Origin of the sequence: Corynebacterium ulceribovis DSM 45146 (assembly GCF_000372445.1) — a bacterium.
GTDB lineage: Bacteria > Actinomycetota > Actinomycetes > Mycobacteriales > Mycobacteriaceae > Corynebacterium > Corynebacterium ulceribovis.
The window spans coordinates 604,626-619,677 of the sequence record NZ_AQUY01000001.1; the positions used below are offsets into that span (position 1 = coordinate 604,626).

The 15,052-nt window shown below is 59.5% G+C and carries 12 protein-coding genes; 8 read left to right on the top strand and 4 right to left on the bottom strand.

What is annotated here, in order from left to right:
* Positions 1-26: 26 nt before the first annotated feature.
* The 3 genes from A3EC_RS0102815 to A3EC_RS0102825 are packed head-to-tail and all read right to left on the bottom strand — an operon-like array spanning position 27 to position 3,009.
* Positions 27-674 (bottom strand): LutC/YkgG family protein, encoded by a 648-nt coding sequence (locus A3EC_RS0102815; RefSeq protein WP_018023649.1) that lies wholly within the window; start codon positions 672-674, stop codon positions 27-29.
* On the bottom strand, positions 674-2,227 hold the full coding sequence (locus A3EC_RS0102820) for a lactate utilization protein B (RefSeq protein WP_018023650.1): 1,554 nt from the start codon (positions 2,225-2,227) through the stop codon (positions 674-676). The genes A3EC_RS0102815 and A3EC_RS0102820 overlap by 1 nt, the downstream gene beginning before the upstream one ends.
* Positions 2,224-3,009 carry a (Fe-S)-binding protein gene (locus A3EC_RS0102825; RefSeq protein ID WP_018023651.1) on the bottom strand — a complete coding sequence of 262 codons (786 nt, stop codon included), beginning with the start codon at positions 3,007-3,009 and terminating at the stop codon, positions 2,224-2,226. The genes A3EC_RS0102820 and A3EC_RS0102825 overlap by 4 nt, the downstream gene beginning before the upstream one ends.
* Before the next feature lie 81 nt (positions 3,010-3,090).
* On the opposite strand from A3EC_RS0102825, the gene argS reads away from it, so the two are divergent.
* From argS to thrB, 4 genes are read left to right on the top strand one after another with little or no spacing between them, the layout of a single operon-like run.
* Complete coding sequence (argS, locus tag A3EC_RS0102830; RefSeq protein WP_018023652.1) at positions 3,091-4,743, top strand: arginine--tRNA ligase; 1,653 nt, start codon at positions 3,091-3,093, stop codon at positions 4,741-4,743.
* 4 nt (positions 4,744-4,747) lie between these two features.
* The gene (gene lysA / locus A3EC_RS0102835) at positions 4,748-6,145 is read left to right on the top strand and encodes a diaminopimelate decarboxylase (RefSeq protein WP_018023653.1); all 1,398 of its coding nucleotides are present in this window, start codon (positions 4,748-4,750) and stop codon (positions 6,143-6,145) included.
* 4 nt (positions 6,146-6,149) lie between these two features.
* On the top strand, positions 6,150-7,475 hold the full coding sequence (locus A3EC_RS0102840) for a homoserine dehydrogenase (protein WP_018023654.1): 1,326 nt from the start codon (positions 6,150-6,152) through the stop codon (positions 7,473-7,475).
* A gap of 3 nt (positions 7,476-7,478) precedes the next feature.
* Positions 7,479-8,384, top strand: coding sequence for a homoserine kinase (thrB, locus tag A3EC_RS0102845; RefSeq protein ID WP_018023655.1), 906 nt, complete (start codon positions 7,479-7,481; stop codon positions 8,382-8,384).
* 4 nt (positions 8,385-8,388) lie between these two features.
* Here the strand turns inward: thrB and A3EC_RS0102850 are convergent, their stop codons facing one another.
* The gene (locus A3EC_RS0102850) at positions 8,389-10,113 is read right to left on the bottom strand and encodes a long-chain fatty-acid--CoA ligase (protein WP_018023656.1); all 1,725 of its coding nucleotides are present in this window, start codon (positions 10,111-10,113) and stop codon (positions 8,389-8,391) included.
* A gap of 263 nt (positions 10,114-10,376) precedes the next feature.
* Here A3EC_RS0102850 and rho point away from each other — a divergent pair, with 263 nt between their 5' ends.
* The 4 genes from rho to A3EC_RS0102870 are packed head-to-tail and all read left to right on the top strand — an operon-like array spanning position 10,377 to position 15,034.
* Positions 10,377-12,353, top strand: a complete 1,977-nt coding sequence (rho, locus tag A3EC_RS0102855) for a transcription termination factor Rho (protein WP_018023657.1) — start codon at positions 10,377-10,379, stop codon at positions 12,351-12,353.
* On the top strand, positions 12,353-13,432 hold the full coding sequence (gene prfA / locus A3EC_RS0102860) for a peptide chain release factor 1 (RefSeq protein WP_018023658.1): 1,080 nt from the start codon (positions 12,353-12,355) through the stop codon (positions 13,430-13,432). Before rho ends, prfA begins: the two co-directional genes overlap by 1 nt.
* Positions 13,433-13,436: 4 nt before the next feature.
* Positions 13,437-14,372, top strand: coding sequence for a peptide chain release factor N(5)-glutamine methyltransferase (gene prmC, locus A3EC_RS11175; protein ID WP_018023659.1), 936 nt, complete (start codon positions 13,437-13,439; stop codon positions 14,370-14,372).
* Entirely contained in the window at positions 14,369-15,034 is a 666-nt protein-coding gene (locus A3EC_RS0102870) for an L-threonylcarbamoyladenylate synthase (protein ID WP_018023660.1), read from the top strand. Before prmC ends, A3EC_RS0102870 begins: the two co-directional genes overlap by 4 nt.
* The last annotated feature ends 18 nt before the right edge of the window (positions 15,035-15,052 follow it).

Below are 15,052 nucleotides of genomic sequence, written 5' to 3' on the forward strand. Positions count from 1 at the left end.
GAAAACACCCCAGCGTTGCCGTGGCGTTACGCGTCGTCGACAATAATCACCTGCAAAGTCCGCGGCCCATGGACACCTTCCACGCGTTCCAACTCAATATCTGATGTCGCAGACGGCCCAGAAATCATCGTCATCGGAACACAAGGGTCCTTGGCCAACCGAGTCATCGTCTCCGGAATGCCATAGACAATCGTCGAGCGCGGCACCAAGCACACATGCCGGTCCGGCACCAGCGTCAACGCCCGGCGTCCGCACACATCCGACCCGTCCAGAACAATAGTCCCAGTCAAAGCACAGGTCACGGCAGAGCTAGTGAGCACCGCATCTAGCTCATTGAGCTCAGTCGGCGGAACCTCAATACTGTCTGGCTGGACGTCACCCTGAACGTCAACAAGCAAATCCTGGCTGATGCCGGGCGCAACTCCCACGCGCCTAGCGGAACCAAGGACCTGCCCAATGGTGTGCGGTAGGTCTGCCGCCGAAACGACCTGCACTTCGGCGCGGTAGTCAATGAGCCTATCGACGAGTAGGTCCACCAATGTGGCTTCGTCGACACCGGCGTCGGCTGCGCTGCGGTGATAATCACGAGGGATCGGCTGCGCTTGGAAACCGAGGTTCGCCTGCGAATTCGCCTGTCGGATGCGGGCCAAAATGTCAGCTTTCGCGGATGTCATTACTGCTCCTCACTGGAATGTGGTGGGCGAGCTGGCGGTGGGGTAGCTGGCGGCTCGTCGGAGTGCGGCTGGCGAGCGGACTGCAATACCTGCTGACCTTCCTCCGAAGCGAACCACTGGCGGAAAGATTTCTTCGGCGGAACCCGCGTATCACGGTTGTCGGACCAGCCGCTAAGAATGGACGGCAGATGCTTAATCTTGCCGGAACGCCACCCCAACACGCGGCCCAACGATGCCAAACCGGTGACCTGATTCCACACCGTCTGATTGCCCATCACCCAGCCAAGCGTCATAAACATCGCCTTTTCGGGCTGTGGCTTTGTCTGCTCAACCTTGCGGTGTCGCAGCTCCAGCAGCGCCGCCGGAATATCAATGCGCACCGGGCACACCTCAAAGCACGCGCCACATAGCGACGAGGCATACGGCAACGAAGAGTTCGGGTCAGAGGCGCTATCCATGCCGGCTAGCTGTGGCGTCAAAATCGCCCCAATCGGCCCCGGGTATGTCGAACCATAAGCGTGCCCGCCAGCGCGTTCATACACCGGACAAATATTCAGGCACGCAGAACAACGGATGCATTTGAGCGCTTCGCGGCCAATCTCGTCCGCCAACGTGGCGGTGCGGCCATTATCCAGCAGCACAATATGGAAGTTCTGCGGTCCATCGCCGGGCGTCACCCCCGACCACAGGGAGGTGTAAGGATTCATCCGTTCGCCTGTCGACGAGCGGGGGAGCAGCTGCAAAAACACTTCCAAGTCTTGGAATGTCGGTACCAGCTTCTCAATGCCCATCACCGAAATCAGCGTTTCCGGCAAGGTCAGGCACATCCGGCCATTGCCCTCGGACTCCACAATCGACACGGTGCCGGTTTCCGCGACCCCGAAGTTCACCCCGGAAATCGCGACCTTCGCGTTGAAGAACTGCTCCCGCAAAAACACGCGGGAGGCTTCTGCCAGATCCGCTGGGTCCGCGGTGAGGTCGGGGTCGACCCCCTCAATCTTATTCAGGAAAATGTCCCGAATCTCCGCGCGGTTGCGGTGAATTGCCGGCACCAAAATATGCGACGGGAAATCCTCCCCGAGCTGCACAATCAGCTCCGCCAGGTCAGTTTCACGGGCCTGAATCCCAGCCTCGGCAAGAGCTGAATTCAAGTCAATTTCCATCGTGGCCATCGACTTAATCTTGACCACCTTGTCTTCACCGGTCGCGCGCACCAAATCGGTGACAATCTGATTCGCTTCAGCAGCGTCCCGCGCCCAGTGCACATGACCGCCGCGCGCCGTGACCGCAGCCTCGAACTGCTCCAGCAGCTCTGGTAGCCGACGCAGTACATCACGTTTGAGCGCCGAACCCGCCAGCCGAAGGTCCTGCCAGTCCGGCATTTCGTCGACAACATGGGCCCGCTTAGCCCGAATTGACCGGGTTGCTTTATGCAGGTTGTGGCGCTGCTGCACGTTGCGCAGCCCAACATGTGCGCCTTTTTGGAAAGATTCGTGGCCGCGCAGATTGCCACCGCCGTGTGGCAGCGTCGGCACTCCAAGATTCACACTCATAGCGATGCCTCCGGCTGGTACAGGGCGTGCTTGGTGCCCCATGGATGTTCTTCGGTTGACGCCAAAATCTCGGCATAGTGGATGGCCCGCACACCGGCCTTTTGCCGAGACAATGCGCCGCCAATATTCATCAAGCACGACGCGTCACCAGCAGTGACGAACTCGGCGCCCGTGGAGACCACATTCCGGGTCTTATCCGTCACCATTGCTTGCGACACTTCCGCGTTTTTAATGGCGAAGGTGCCGCCGAATCCGCAACACTCCTCGGCTTCTGGCAGTTCCACCAGATCAATGCCGCGCACATTGCGCAGCAGTTGCTGTGGCCGATCGCCAACATGCAGCACCCGCAGACTGTGGCACGTCGGGTGCAAGGTCACGCGGTGCGGGAAGTAGGCGCCAACGTCAGTCAGCCCCAAATCGTCAATAAGAAACTCGGAAAGCTCGCGGGTTTTGGCGACAGTGCGGCGGACTCCGTCAACAAGCCCAGGGGAGCCGTAACGCCCTGCAACCAGTTCATGCTGGTGACGAACCGCACCGGCACACGACCCGGATGGCGCAACAATGGCGTCGATGTCGGAATCGTCGAAAGCCTCGACGTAGTTCTGGATTTGCGGCACCATCTGCCGCTGGTAGCCAGTATTCACATGCATTTGGCCACAGCAGCTTTGCTCCTTAGGGAACACCACATCGTGACCAAGCCGGGTGAGAATAATGGCAGTGGACTTTACAACATCGGGGAACATCGCATCCCCAATGCACGTAGCAAATAATGCAATGCGCATAGGCGGTCCTTCGGCTGGGGGTTTGCTTTCCACGCTACCGCTGTTAATGCCATCGCGCCGTCCCCGCTAGGATAGGATTTCGTGACTCCCGGAAATCTTGCTTCGCTCATTAAAACTACTGCCCATGACCTGCTGGCATCCCGCAGCCTGGACACGTCGGTCCTGCCAGATGAAGTGACCGTGGAGCGGCCACGTAACCCCGAACATGGTGACTACGCCACCAACCTGGCCATGAAGGTGGCCGGCAAGGTAGGGATGAATCCCCGTGCCCTCGCCACCGAGCTTGCCGACGAATTGGGCAAAGCCGACGGCATTGACGAAGTCTCCGTCGCCGGCCCCGGCTTCATTAACATCCGCCTTGCGGCGGACGCCCAAGGGCAGATGGTCGCAGCAATTCTGAAAGCCGGGGAGCAGTTCGGCACCGGTGACGATTACGCCGACCAGAACGTGAACCTGGAGTTCGTATCGGCGAACCCAACTGGCCCAATCCACCTCGGCGGCACCCGGTGGGCTGCTGTCGGTGACGCACTTGGCCGCATCCTGACCGCCCGCGGTGCGAAGGTAACCCGGGAATACTACTTCAACGACCATGGCCGTCAGATCGACCGGTTTGCCCGCTCCCTGGAGGCCGCAGCGCAAGGCCTGCCGACCCCAGAAGATGGCTACGGCGGCGAATACATTAATGACATTGCTGCCAAGGTCGTGGCCATGGTGCCGGATGTGCTTGAGCAGCCCGATGCGCAGCGCCTGGAAACCTTCCGGGCCCACGGCGTGGACCTGATGTTCGGCCACATTAAGCAATCGCTGCACGAGTTCGGCACGGACTTCGACGTGTACTTCCACGAGAATTCACTCTTCGAAGACGGTCTAGTTGACCAGGCCATCGCCAAGCTGAAGGACAATGGCAACCTCTATGAAGCAGATGGCGCATGGTGGCTGAAGTCGACCGACTTTGGTGATGACAAGGACCGCGTGGTCATTAAGTCTGATGGTGATGCCGCCTACATTGCAGGTGATATTGCCTACGCTGACGACAAGTTCGGCCGCGGCTTTGACCTGTGCATTTACATGCTGGGCGCGGACCACCACGGCTATATTGCACGTCTGCGTGCTGCCGCTGCAGCCCTAGGCCACGACCCAGAAGCAGTCGAAGTGCTCATTGGTCAGATGGTGAACTTGGTGAAGGACGGTAAGACCGTTCGGATGTCTAAGCGTGCCGGCACCGTCATCACCCTGGACGACCTGGTGGGCGCTATCGGTATTGACGCCGCCCGGTATGTGATGATTCGCTCCAGCGTCGACCAGAACCTGGATGTGGACCTTGACCTGTGGGCCGCACAGGATTCGAATAACCCGGTGTACTACGTGCAGTACGGCCACGCCCGACTGTGCTCCATCGCGCGGAACGCAGATCAGCTCGGTGTTACTGTTGATCACGCTGATTATGGGCTCTTGACCCATGACCGTGAAGGCACCCTCATCCGCACCCTGGGTGAGTTCCCTGCCGTTGTTCAAGCTGCTGCGCAATTGCGTGAACCGCACCGTGTGGCTCGTTACGCCGAAGAACTCGCTGGCGTTTTCCACCGTTTCTACGACACCTGCCAGATTCTGCCGCGCGGCGACGAGGAAGCTAACTCGCTGCATTCGGCACGACTGGCGCTGGCAATGGCTACCCGCCAAACTTTGGCGAACGCCCTTGGCCTGCTCGGTGTGACCGCACCCGAAAGGATGTGACCTAATGGCAGCCCTGCACCTGGGCACGGGTTTTGATACCTCCGGCATTCGCCGCCATGACCCCGACTTCAACGCCATCCCAGCCCACGTTTGGCCACGCACCGCCAAACGCGAAGCTGACGGCACCGTCTCCATTGGCGGTATCCGCCTACCTGACTTGGCTGCCGAATTCGGCACCCCAGTGTTTGTGCTGGATGAAGAAGACTTCCGCAGCCGATGCCGGGACATGGCACGTGCCTTTGGCGGCGCCGATCGCGTCCACTACGCCTCCAAGGCGTTCCTGTGTGGGGAAGTAGCGCGCTGGGTTGCCGATGAAGGGCTGCACCTTGATGTCGCTTCCGGCAATGAAATGGCCATCGCCATGCGCGCCGGGTTTAACCCAGCCAATATGACCTTCCACGGCAATAACAAGTCCGAAGCAGAGTTGGAAGCTGCGGTCGCCAATGGTGTTGGCCTGATTGTGCTGGACTCCTTCCAGGAGATTGAACGCCTAGACCGGATTGCTGCGGCCGCCGACCGCGTGCAGGATGTGCTGGTGCGCGTGAAGCCAGGTGTGGAAGCGCACACTCATGAGTTCATTGCCACGGCCCACGAGGATCAGAAGTTCGGTTTCTCCATTGCCGCTGGCAGCGCCGACCGTGCCGTTGTGCAGGTGGAAGATGCGTGGAACCTGACTTTGCGTGGGTTGCATTGCCATATTGGTTCCCAGATTTTTGATGCTGGTGGTTTTTCCATCGCTGCGCGCCGCGTCCTCGAAGTAGTGGACCGGGTGGTCAACCAGTTCGGTGCTGGCATTTCCGAGCACTTTAATATTTTGGACCTCGGTGGCGGTTTCGGTATTGCCTACACTGCTGACGAGAAGCCACTGAATGTGGCGGCACTGGCAGATGACATTTTGGCGGAAGTAGCCGAACACGCCTCTGCACTGGGCATTCCAATGCCAACTGTTGTGGTTGAGCCAGGCCGCGCAATTGTCGGTCCGTCGATGGTGACTGTGTATACCGTCGGCACCGTGAAAGATGTCCACGTCGGCGATGACCAGACCCGCCGCTACCTGGCTGTTGACGGCGGTATGAGCGACAACATCCGTACCGCGTTGTACCAGGCGGAGTATGACGGTCGGGTAGTGAACCGTACGACCACGGGCGCCATGATGCCGACCCGCCTGGTCGGTAAACACTGTGAGTCTGGTGACATCCTGATTAATGACGCGCAGTGGCCAGATGACATCATTGACAATGACTTGGTAGCACTTGCCGGAACTGGTGCCTATTGTTATGCGATGAGCTCGCGCTACAACATGCTGGCCCGGCCGCCCGTAGTGGCGGTCAAAGACGGCACTGCACGAGTGATTTTGCGCCGAGAAACCCTTGACGACCTTTTAAGCCTGGAGTGTGACTAGAACAATGACCGAAACCGCGCCGAAGAATACGAAAACCCCGGTTGGCCTTGCGATTTTGGGTTCAGGCACAGTCGGTAGCGAAGTAGTTCGCCTTCTCGACGAGTACCGCTTCGACCTAGAAAACCGCATCGAAGGCAGCTACGAAATCAAGGGTGTCGCCGTCCGCGACATGTCCAAGCCGCGCCCAGGGGTTCCGGCCGAATTGCTTACCGACGATGCGATCAGCCTGATTAATCGCGACGATGTGGACGTGGTTGTCGAAGTCATCGGTGGCATTGACTACCCACGCGAACTGGTACTCAAGGCACTGCAGGCGGGCAAGTCGGTTGTGACTGCAAATAAGGCAATGATTGCTGCGCACTCTGCTGAGCTGCATGACGCAGCAAAGGCCGCAGGCGTTGACCTGTACTACGAAGCCGCTGTTGCTGCAGCCATCCCAGTGGTTGGCATGCTGCGCCGTAGCTTGGCTGGCGACCGCGTCTCGTCCATCACCGGCATTGTCAACGGCACCACGAACTACATCTTGGATGCCATGGACTCCACCGGCGCCGACTACGACGAAATGCTGCAGAAGGCAATGGAATTGGGCTACGCCGAAGCGGACCCAACTGCCGACGTTGAAGGCCACGACGCCGCATCTAAGGCCGCTATTTTGTCCTCCTTGGCATTCCACAGCCGCGTCAGCGCCGACAGCGTTTACTGCGAAGGTATCTCCAAGATCACCGCAGACGACTTCGAGGCAGCTCGCGCCATCGATTGCACCATCCGCCTGCTCGCAACCTGTGAGCGCATCAAGGATGAAGACGGCCAAGAGTCGATCTCCACTCGTGTCTACCCAGCCTTGATCCCGAACCGCCACCCATTGGCATCGGTCCGCGAGAGCTTCAACGCGGTGTTCGTAGAGGCCGAATTTGCTGGCAGCCTGATGTTCTACGGCCGTGGTGCCGGCGGTGCGCCAACTGCTTCCGCAGTGCTGGGCGACATTGTTGGTGCGGCACGTAACCGAGTCCACGGTGGTCGCGCGCCAGGGGAGTCCTCCTACGCGAACCTGCCAACTAAGGAATTCGGCGAGGTGCTCACCCGTTACCACGTTGACCTGAACATTGAAGACCGCATTGGGGTGCTGGCTGATGTTGCCGACACCTTCGCAGAGTACGGCATTTCGCTGCGCACTGTCCGCCAGGTCGATTCCGACCCAGGCGCCCGTCTGGTGGTTATCACCCACCGTGCGAAGGAAGCCGACCTGCAGGCGGTTATGGCTGGTTTGAAGTCGAAGGATTACGTCCACGCTGTGAACAACGTGCTGCGTTTTGAAGGAATGGATATCTAAGAAATGCAGCGTTTGACCCCCGGACAACGAGCTCGGGTCACGGTCCCAGGTTCTTCTGCGAACTTGGGGCCGGGTTTTGATTCCCTGGGCTTGGCTGTCGACCTGTGCGACACCATTGAGGTCGAGGTCATTGAATCCGGCTTGGAGATTGAGATTCACGGCGAAGGTGCGGATCACCTGCCTAAGACCGCCAAGCACTTGGTGTATCGCGCCTTGAAGTTGGGCTTTGGTGCTGCGGACGTGACGGCGCCGGGTATCCGCATGGTGTGCCATAACCAGATTCCGCAGTCGCGTGGTTTGGGTTCGTCGGCTGCTGCGGCAGTGGGCGGTGTGGCGCTGGCTGGCGCATTGGCCGACCGTGAGTTCACCTCGGCTGAGCTGATTCAGCTGGCTAGTGAGTTCGAAGGCCACCCAGATAATGTCTCTGCCTCCGTGTTAGGCGGGGCAGTGGTGAGCTGGACTGATGGCAGCGGTGACGATGCCAAGTACTCCGCGGTGTCTATCCCGGTCCATCCCAACATTCAGGCCACCGCTGTGGTTCCGAATTCCCATGCGTCGACCAATGCGGTGCGTAGAGTGCTGCCGGAGATGATTCCGCATGTGGATGCACGTTTTAATGTGGCTCGTTCCTCGCTGATGACGGTTGCCATTTCCGCGCACCCAGAGTTGCTGATGCCGGCGACTGAGGATCGGCTGCACCAGGAATACCGTGCGGAGGCATTGCCAGTGACCACCAAGTGGGTGTCAATTTTCCGGGACGCAGGGTTCCCAGCCTTTGTCTCGGGCGCTGGCCCAACGTGTTTGGCACTGACCACGGACACTATTCCAGCTGAGTTGCTGGATCAGGCCCGGTCAGAGAATCTGCGCGTGCTGGAGCTGGGCATCGGTGGCCCAGTCACCGTCGGCTAGTCGGTTACTTTTCCCCAGGGCCTTTGAGCTTGATGACGTCTAGGGTGCCGTCGGAAAGGTGACCGCGAAGGTCAACCTTGTCGAACTTGTCGACGGAAGTTTTGTCGATACTATCGACAAACGCCCAGTATTCCGGCAGCATCCAGGACGGCAATTTATCGCGCAGCTCTTCCCGCAGCGCTTCGGCTGTCTGCTTAGATGGCTCAACACCGGCCAGCAGCACCGTAACTGCAAGTGGCCGCTCCCCCCAGGTGGCATCGGGGTAGCCGATGACGGCACATTCGACGACGTACTTCGACTCGGTGATGAGGTTTTCGAGCTGCACGGAGAAAATCCACTCACCGCCGGAGCGAATCACGTCGCGAGAGCGGTCGTGGATCGTCAAATAGCCATCCGGGGTGATGGAGCCGACGTCACCGGTGCGCAGCCAACCGTCGGCAGTGTATTTCTCTTCGGCATCAGTGACCGGTTTATCGCGGAAAGTCGCGGCGTCACCGCCCGCTTCTGTCGTTGCTGAGTGCAAGTAGTGGCCAGTGACGGTTTGCCCACGGACCTGCAATTCACCCTGGTTACGGTCGTTCTGGTCAAGAACTTTGCCTTTTTCGTCAACAATGCGGAATTCCAGCAGGTTGGAGAAGCGGCCTTGACTGACCCGATACTTCCATCGGGTTTCACCGGACACGCCAACAGGTGGGCGGGCGACGGTGCCAACCGGGGACGTTTCGGTCATGCCCCACAGGTGGACAATGTCGACACCGAAGAGGTTCTCCCAGTTACGGATGAGTGCCGGTGGTACCGGCGAACCACCGACCAGAATCTCCTGCAGCGACATGCGGCTTGGTGGGTTATTGAGGTAGTGCACCAGTAGCTGCGTCCAAATGGTCGGCACACCTTGAGCCTTCTGCGGCATGTCGGTGGCAATGATCTTGGACAGGCGACGGGCCGACAGGTCTGCACCGGGAAAGACCATTGGTGCGCCGGACATGAACGCTGCCAGCGGCACGCCCCAGCTCAGCACGTGATATATCGGGACGCAGCACAGCCACTTTTCACCGTTGGTAATCCCGTAGCTGTCATCAGTGCGGAGTTCCAGCGACTGCAGGTATAGCGAACGGTGTGAGTAGGCCACCCCTTTGGGGGCGCCAAGCGTGCCAGTGGAGTAGCAGATGGCAGCAGCGGTGTTCTCATCCACGGTCGGCCAATCAAACACAGTGGACCGGCCATCGAGCAGTACTTCGTAGCGGTACCCGGTTACACCTTCGGGCAACGCGGCCAGCGCTTCAGTGATGAGTGTTTCATCTACGCCAATGAAAACCACTGCTCGGACAGTTGGACAATCGGGCAAAACCCGCACAAGCATACGAAGGAGTCGAGGGTCTGCGACGATTACTTCATCTTCCGAGTGGTTGATGATGTGGGTGATTTGATCGGGCATCAACTGCTTATTAAGCGGCTGAAAGACTGCGCCCATCGAGGTGACACCGAGGAAGACTTCTAGGTGCTCGGAGCAGTTGTACATCATCGTTCCGATGCGCTGGTCCCCGTCAATGCCCAATTCGTCAACAAGCGCATTGGCGAAGGCCGCAGCACGCGCACCTATCGCACCGAAAGTGGAAACCTCGGGGCCGTCGGGAGTCCAGGTGGTGACTTCCGTTGCGGCGTGGTTCGTCCGGCCGAATTCTAAGATTCGGGAGACGGTTAACGGGAGGTCCATCATGGTGCTGCGCATAGGTAACACATTAGCCTGCGACACGCCGACCGCGGCGAATAAGTTTGCACAGTTACATAAGTGCACGTAATCTACAGGTGTCTCGCTAGGTTAATAATGTATTTGGAAAGACCAGTGAGGTTTCACCAAGCTCTCCCCAGTAATTTTCTGGCGGCGTGTCGTGCTTGTTTGAAACGGCGCAAAAAATAGCGTTCCCCCTCTGTAATGCCGCGCAACGGCGCCTGCATTGCACGGATCGGGTGGGAAAATACGAAAGGAAATCCGTGACGCAAACGGACACCAATTCTGCTTCTTCAGCACCTCTGACTGCCTTGCGGCTGCCTGAACTGCGCGCCATGGCAACCCAAATGGGGATTCGGGGCCTGTCGGGCATGCGCAAGGGCGACATTATCGCCGCGATCCAAAACGCCGGTGGGGGCAAGTCCGGCGGTGGAGCAGCACCGGCTCCGAAGAATGAGCCTCAGGCGGAACCGGCGCCGAAGAACGAGCAGCCGAAGTCCGAGCAGCCGAAGAACGAGGCTCCAAAGAACGAAGCACCGAAGTCTGATGCTCAGCCACAGCAGGCGCAGCAGCAGGACGAATCGGCGAATAAGGCTGAGCATAAGTCGGAAAACGACAGCCACCACAACGACGGCGACCACGATGGTGACCACGATGGTGGGGACGAGCACCGCTCCGATTCCCGCTCCGCAGCGCGTCGCGCTCGCCGTAGCCGCGTCCGCAGCGACCAGCGCGAGCACAACCGCGACCGGAACGACCGGAACGAAGACCGCAACGACCGCAACGAAGGTCGCAACGAAAACCGCGAGCAGGATAGCCGCGACCAGAACGACGGCGAAGGCCGCAACGACCGCGAGGGTCGTAATGACCGGGACAACAACCGTGATGGCCGCGACAACAACCGTGATGGCCGCAATGACCGCGACGGCCGCGATGGCCGTGGCGAACGCCGCAACCGCCGTAACCGCCGCGGTCGCCGAGGCCGTGACCGCGATGACCGCAACGAGGGCCGCGACGGTCGCGACAACAACCAGCAGCGCGAAGACGATGTGCTGCAGCCAGTAGCCGGCATCGTCGACATTGAAAAGAACCACGCTTTCGTCCGCACCTCCGGCTACCTGCCAGGACCATCGGACGTTGCCATCGACATGCGTGTCATCCGCCAGTACGGCCTGCGCCGCGGTGACGCCGTCACCGGCCAGACCCGCATTCGCGCTAACTCCAGCGGCAACCAGAACCACGGCGGCCGCAACAACCGCCGCAAGTTCAACCCACTGGTATCGGTCGAAACCATTAACGGTCTGCCAGCTGAGCAGTCCGCGCAGCGTAAGGAATTCGGCAAGCTCACTCCGCTGTACCCGAACCGCCGCCTGCGCCTGGAAACCGAACCGAAAATCCTCACCACCCGCGTGATTGACCTCATCATGCCGATTGGTAAGGGCCAGCGTGCGCTGATTGTGTCGCCGCCGAAGGCGGGTAAGACGACCATTCTGCAGAACATTGCCAACGCAATCGCCACCAACAACCCAGAGTGCTACCTGATGGTTGTGCTTGTTGACGAACGTCCTGAAGAAGTGACGGATATGCAGCGCAGCGTTCGCGGTGAAGTTATTGCTTCCACCTTCGACCGTCCGCCATCAGACCACACTGTCGTCGCGGAATTGGCGATTGAACGTGCCAAGCGCTTGGTCGAAATGGGTCAGGACGTCGTCGTGCTGCTCGACTCCATTACTCGTCTGGGCCGCGCGTACAACAACTCTTCGCCAGCTTCCGGACGCATCCTGTCCGGTGGTGTGGACTCCAACGCGCTGTACCCGCCGAAGCGTTTCCTCGGTGCTGCCCGCAACATTGAAGAAGGCGGCTCGCTGACCATCATCGCTACCGCCATGGTGGAGACCGGTTCTGCTGGTGACACCGTTATCTTCGAAGAGTTCAAGGGCACCGGTAACGCGGAACTCAAGCTGGACCGCAAGATCTCTGAACGCCGCGTCTTCCCAGCCGTGGACGTGGGACCTTCCGGTACCCGTAAGGATGAATTGCTCCTAGCCCCAGAAGAAGCCCGCGTGATGCACAAGCTCCGCCGCATTCTTTCTGGCCTGGATAGCCAGCAGGCCATCGACACCCTGATTAAGCAGCTGAAGAAGTCGAAGACTAACCTCGAATTCCTCACTCAGATCGCCTCTTCCGCTCCGATGGCAGAAGACGTCGACATCGACGACATGTTGGATAAGGAGCTGTAATGGCTGACACATCAGGTGTGAGCATTGTTGACGATTACCTAGCCGAATATCAGGGTTTGGAAGCTCAGCTCGCTGACCCAGACCTGCACAATGACGCAAAGCGTGCTCGAAAAGTTGGCAAACGATTCAACGAGCTGCAACCTATCGTCAATACGCACAAAAAACTGGAACAAACCCGGGCGGATCTTGCCGACGCCAGGGAAATGGCCCACGAAGACAGCGACTTTGCTGCCGAGGCGGACCGTCTGCAGGCAGAGTTTGAAAAGCTCGAAACTGAGCTAGCTGACCTGCTGGCCCCACGCGACCCACACGACGGTGATGACATCGTCATGGAGATTAAGTCCGGTGCCGGTGGCGAAGAAGCCGCACTCTTTGCTGGCGAACTGGCACGCATGTACCAGCGCTACGCCGAAAAGCACGGTTTCGCAGTGGAAATCTTGGGCCTGTCCGAATCGGACTTGGGCGGCGTAAAGGACATGACCATGTCCATGCGTCTGAAGCAGCCTTCGCGAGACGGAGCTTGGTCGGTCTTCAAGTTCGAAGGTGGCGTTCACCGCGTGCAGCGCATCCCAGTAACTGAATCGCAGGGGCGAATTCAAACCTCTGCCGCCGCAGTGCTGGTGTACCCAGAACCGGATGAAGTCGAAGATGTGCAGATTGACGAGAAGGACATTCGCGTCGATGTGTACCGATCCTCCGGTAAGGGCGGTCAGGGCGTGAACACCACTGACTCCGCCGTACGCATTACCCACCTGCCAACTGGCCTAGTGGTGACCTGTCAGAAGGAACGCTCGCAGATTCAGAACCGCGCCCGCGCCATGCAGGTGTTGGCCGCTCGTCTGCAGCAGCTGCAGGAAGAAGCCGCCGAGGCCGAAGCCGCGGAAGGTCGCGCAGCGCAGGTTCGTACCGCCGACCGCTCTGAGCGCATCCGCACCTACAACTGGCCGGAAAACCGCATCACCGACCACCGCATTGGTTACAAGGCCCACAACCTGGACCAGGTGCTGGACGGTCAGCTAGATGACCTGCTCAAGGCGCTGTCTGACGCAGAGCGCGCAGCACGATTGGAAGCTGAGTAAGCACGTGTTTTCCCGTGGAACCACGGTGCGCGGCATCGTGTCCACCGTGACGGAAGACCTCGCGGCAGTGGGCATTGAATCCGCTGCCGCCGAAGCTCGGCTGCTGGTGCAAGCGGTCACTGGCTGGGATGACGGGCAGCTGATGCTGCAGCACAACGAGACCGTTCCGAAAGACTCGCCACTGCTGACGGAGCTGCCGAACCTAGTGGCGCGTCGCCTGATGCGCGAACCATTGCAACATATTTTGGGCACTGCCCCCATGATTGGCATTGAGCTGAAGGTGGGGCCGGGGGTGTTTATCCCGCGCCCGGAAACCGAGCTGCTCGTTGATTGGGCAGTGCAACAGTTGCAGGAACTGCCGACGGCGCCGGATGAACGGCCGCTGGTGTTTGACCTGTGTACTGGTTCTGGTGCCATCGCGCTGGCTATTGCGGATTTAGTGCCTGATGCCGAAGTTATTGGTGTGGAGCTGGATCCGACGGCGCTGGATTGGGCGGAGAAGAATTTGCGCGCGCAGCTGTCGCGGTGGCGTGATACCCACCATGTGCGGTTTGCGCAGGCTGATGTGACTGATTCGGCGCGCTTTTCCCACCTGAAGGGCCGGGCGCAGGTGGTCGTGAGCAACCCGCCGTATGTTCCGGATGGCACTGAGGTCAGCCCAGAGGTTGCGGTTGATCCGCGCCATGCGGTCTTCGGTGGTTCGGATGGTTTGGATGTCATTCGGCCAATGTTGCGCACTATTGTGGAACTGTTGGCACCAGGCGGTGTGGTTGGTATTGAGCATGATGACGATTCGGGCGCGGATGTGTCCGATCTGATGTCCGCAGCCGGTGTGTTTGCTGACATCACAACCCACCGCGACCTAGCCGGCCGCGATAGATTTACAACTGCGCGTTACCTTCCGAAAAGTCAAGAAGTAGGGGAGTCTGAAGAACAATGAGTCAGGTCTACGAGACTTTCGACCCAGAGGTACACGACGATGCCATTGCCGCGGCCGTAGCTGCGGTTCGCGGCGGCCGCCTAGTGGTGCTGCCAACCGACACCGTCTACGGCATTGGCTGCGACGCGTTCAACAATGATGCGGTGGCATCGTTGCTGCGAGCTAAGCACCGCGGTCCGGACATGCCGGTACCAGTTTTGATTGGCTCTTGGGATACCGTCGACGGCCTTGTTCGCGAAGTAACCCCCGCAATGCGCACCCTGGTGGAAGCGTTTTGGCCAGGTTCGCTGTCGCTGGTGGTGCACCAAGCGCCGAGCTTGCCATGGAACTTGGGTGATACCCGCGGCACGGTGATGCTGCGGATGCCGCTTCATCCAGTGGCGATTGAATTGCTGCGGGAGACCGGCCCAATGGGTGTGTCTTCGGCGAATATTTCCGGTTCGGCCCCTGCGACGACCTGCATCCGGGCGAAGCAGCAGCTGGGCAGTGAAGTGTCGGTATACCTCGACGGTGGGCCGGCCGACATTGGTGAGCCATCGACGATTGTGGACCTTTCGGGCGACGAACCACGCATTTTGCGTGAAGGTGCCTTGTCTGCGGAGCAGATCGGGGAGGTCTTGAACAAGGACCCGAACGCGCTGCGTCACGGCTCGAGCTACTAGTAAGGGGCTCGCCTGCCT

Excerpts from the sequence above, each read along its gene's own strand:
- A3EC_RS0102815 (WP_018023649.1), bottom strand. The coding sequence starts at position 674 with ATGACATCCGCGAAAGCTGACATTTTGGCCCGCATCCGACAGGCGAAT.
- A3EC_RS0102820 (WP_018023650.1), bottom strand. The coding sequence starts at position 2,227 with ATGAGTGTGAATCTTGGAGTGCCGACGCTGCCACACGGCGGTGGCAAT.
- A3EC_RS0102825 (WP_018023651.1), bottom strand. The coding sequence starts at position 3,009 with ATGCGCATTGCATTATTTGCTACGTGCATTGGGGATGCGATGTTCCCC.
- lysA (WP_018023653.1), top strand. The coding sequence starts at position 4,748 with ATGGCAGCCCTGCACCTGGGCACGGGTTTTGATACCTCCGGCATTCGC.
- A3EC_RS0102840 (WP_018023654.1), top strand. The coding sequence starts at position 6,150 with ATGACCGAAACCGCGCCGAAGAATACGAAAACCCCGGTTGGCCTTGCG.
- thrB (WP_018023655.1), top strand. The coding sequence starts at position 7,479 with ATGCAGCGTTTGACCCCCGGACAACGAGCTCGGGTCACGGTCCCAGGT.
- A3EC_RS0102850 (WP_018023656.1), bottom strand. The coding sequence starts at position 10,113 with ATGCGCAGCACCATGATGGACCTCCCGTTAACCGTCTCCCGAATCTTA.
- prfA (WP_018023658.1), top strand. The coding sequence starts at position 12,353 with ATGGCTGACACATCAGGTGTGAGCATTGTTGACGATTACCTAGCCGAA.
- A3EC_RS0102870 (WP_018023660.1), top strand. The coding sequence starts at position 14,369 with ATGAGTCAGGTCTACGAGACTTTCGACCCAGAGGTACACGACGATGCC.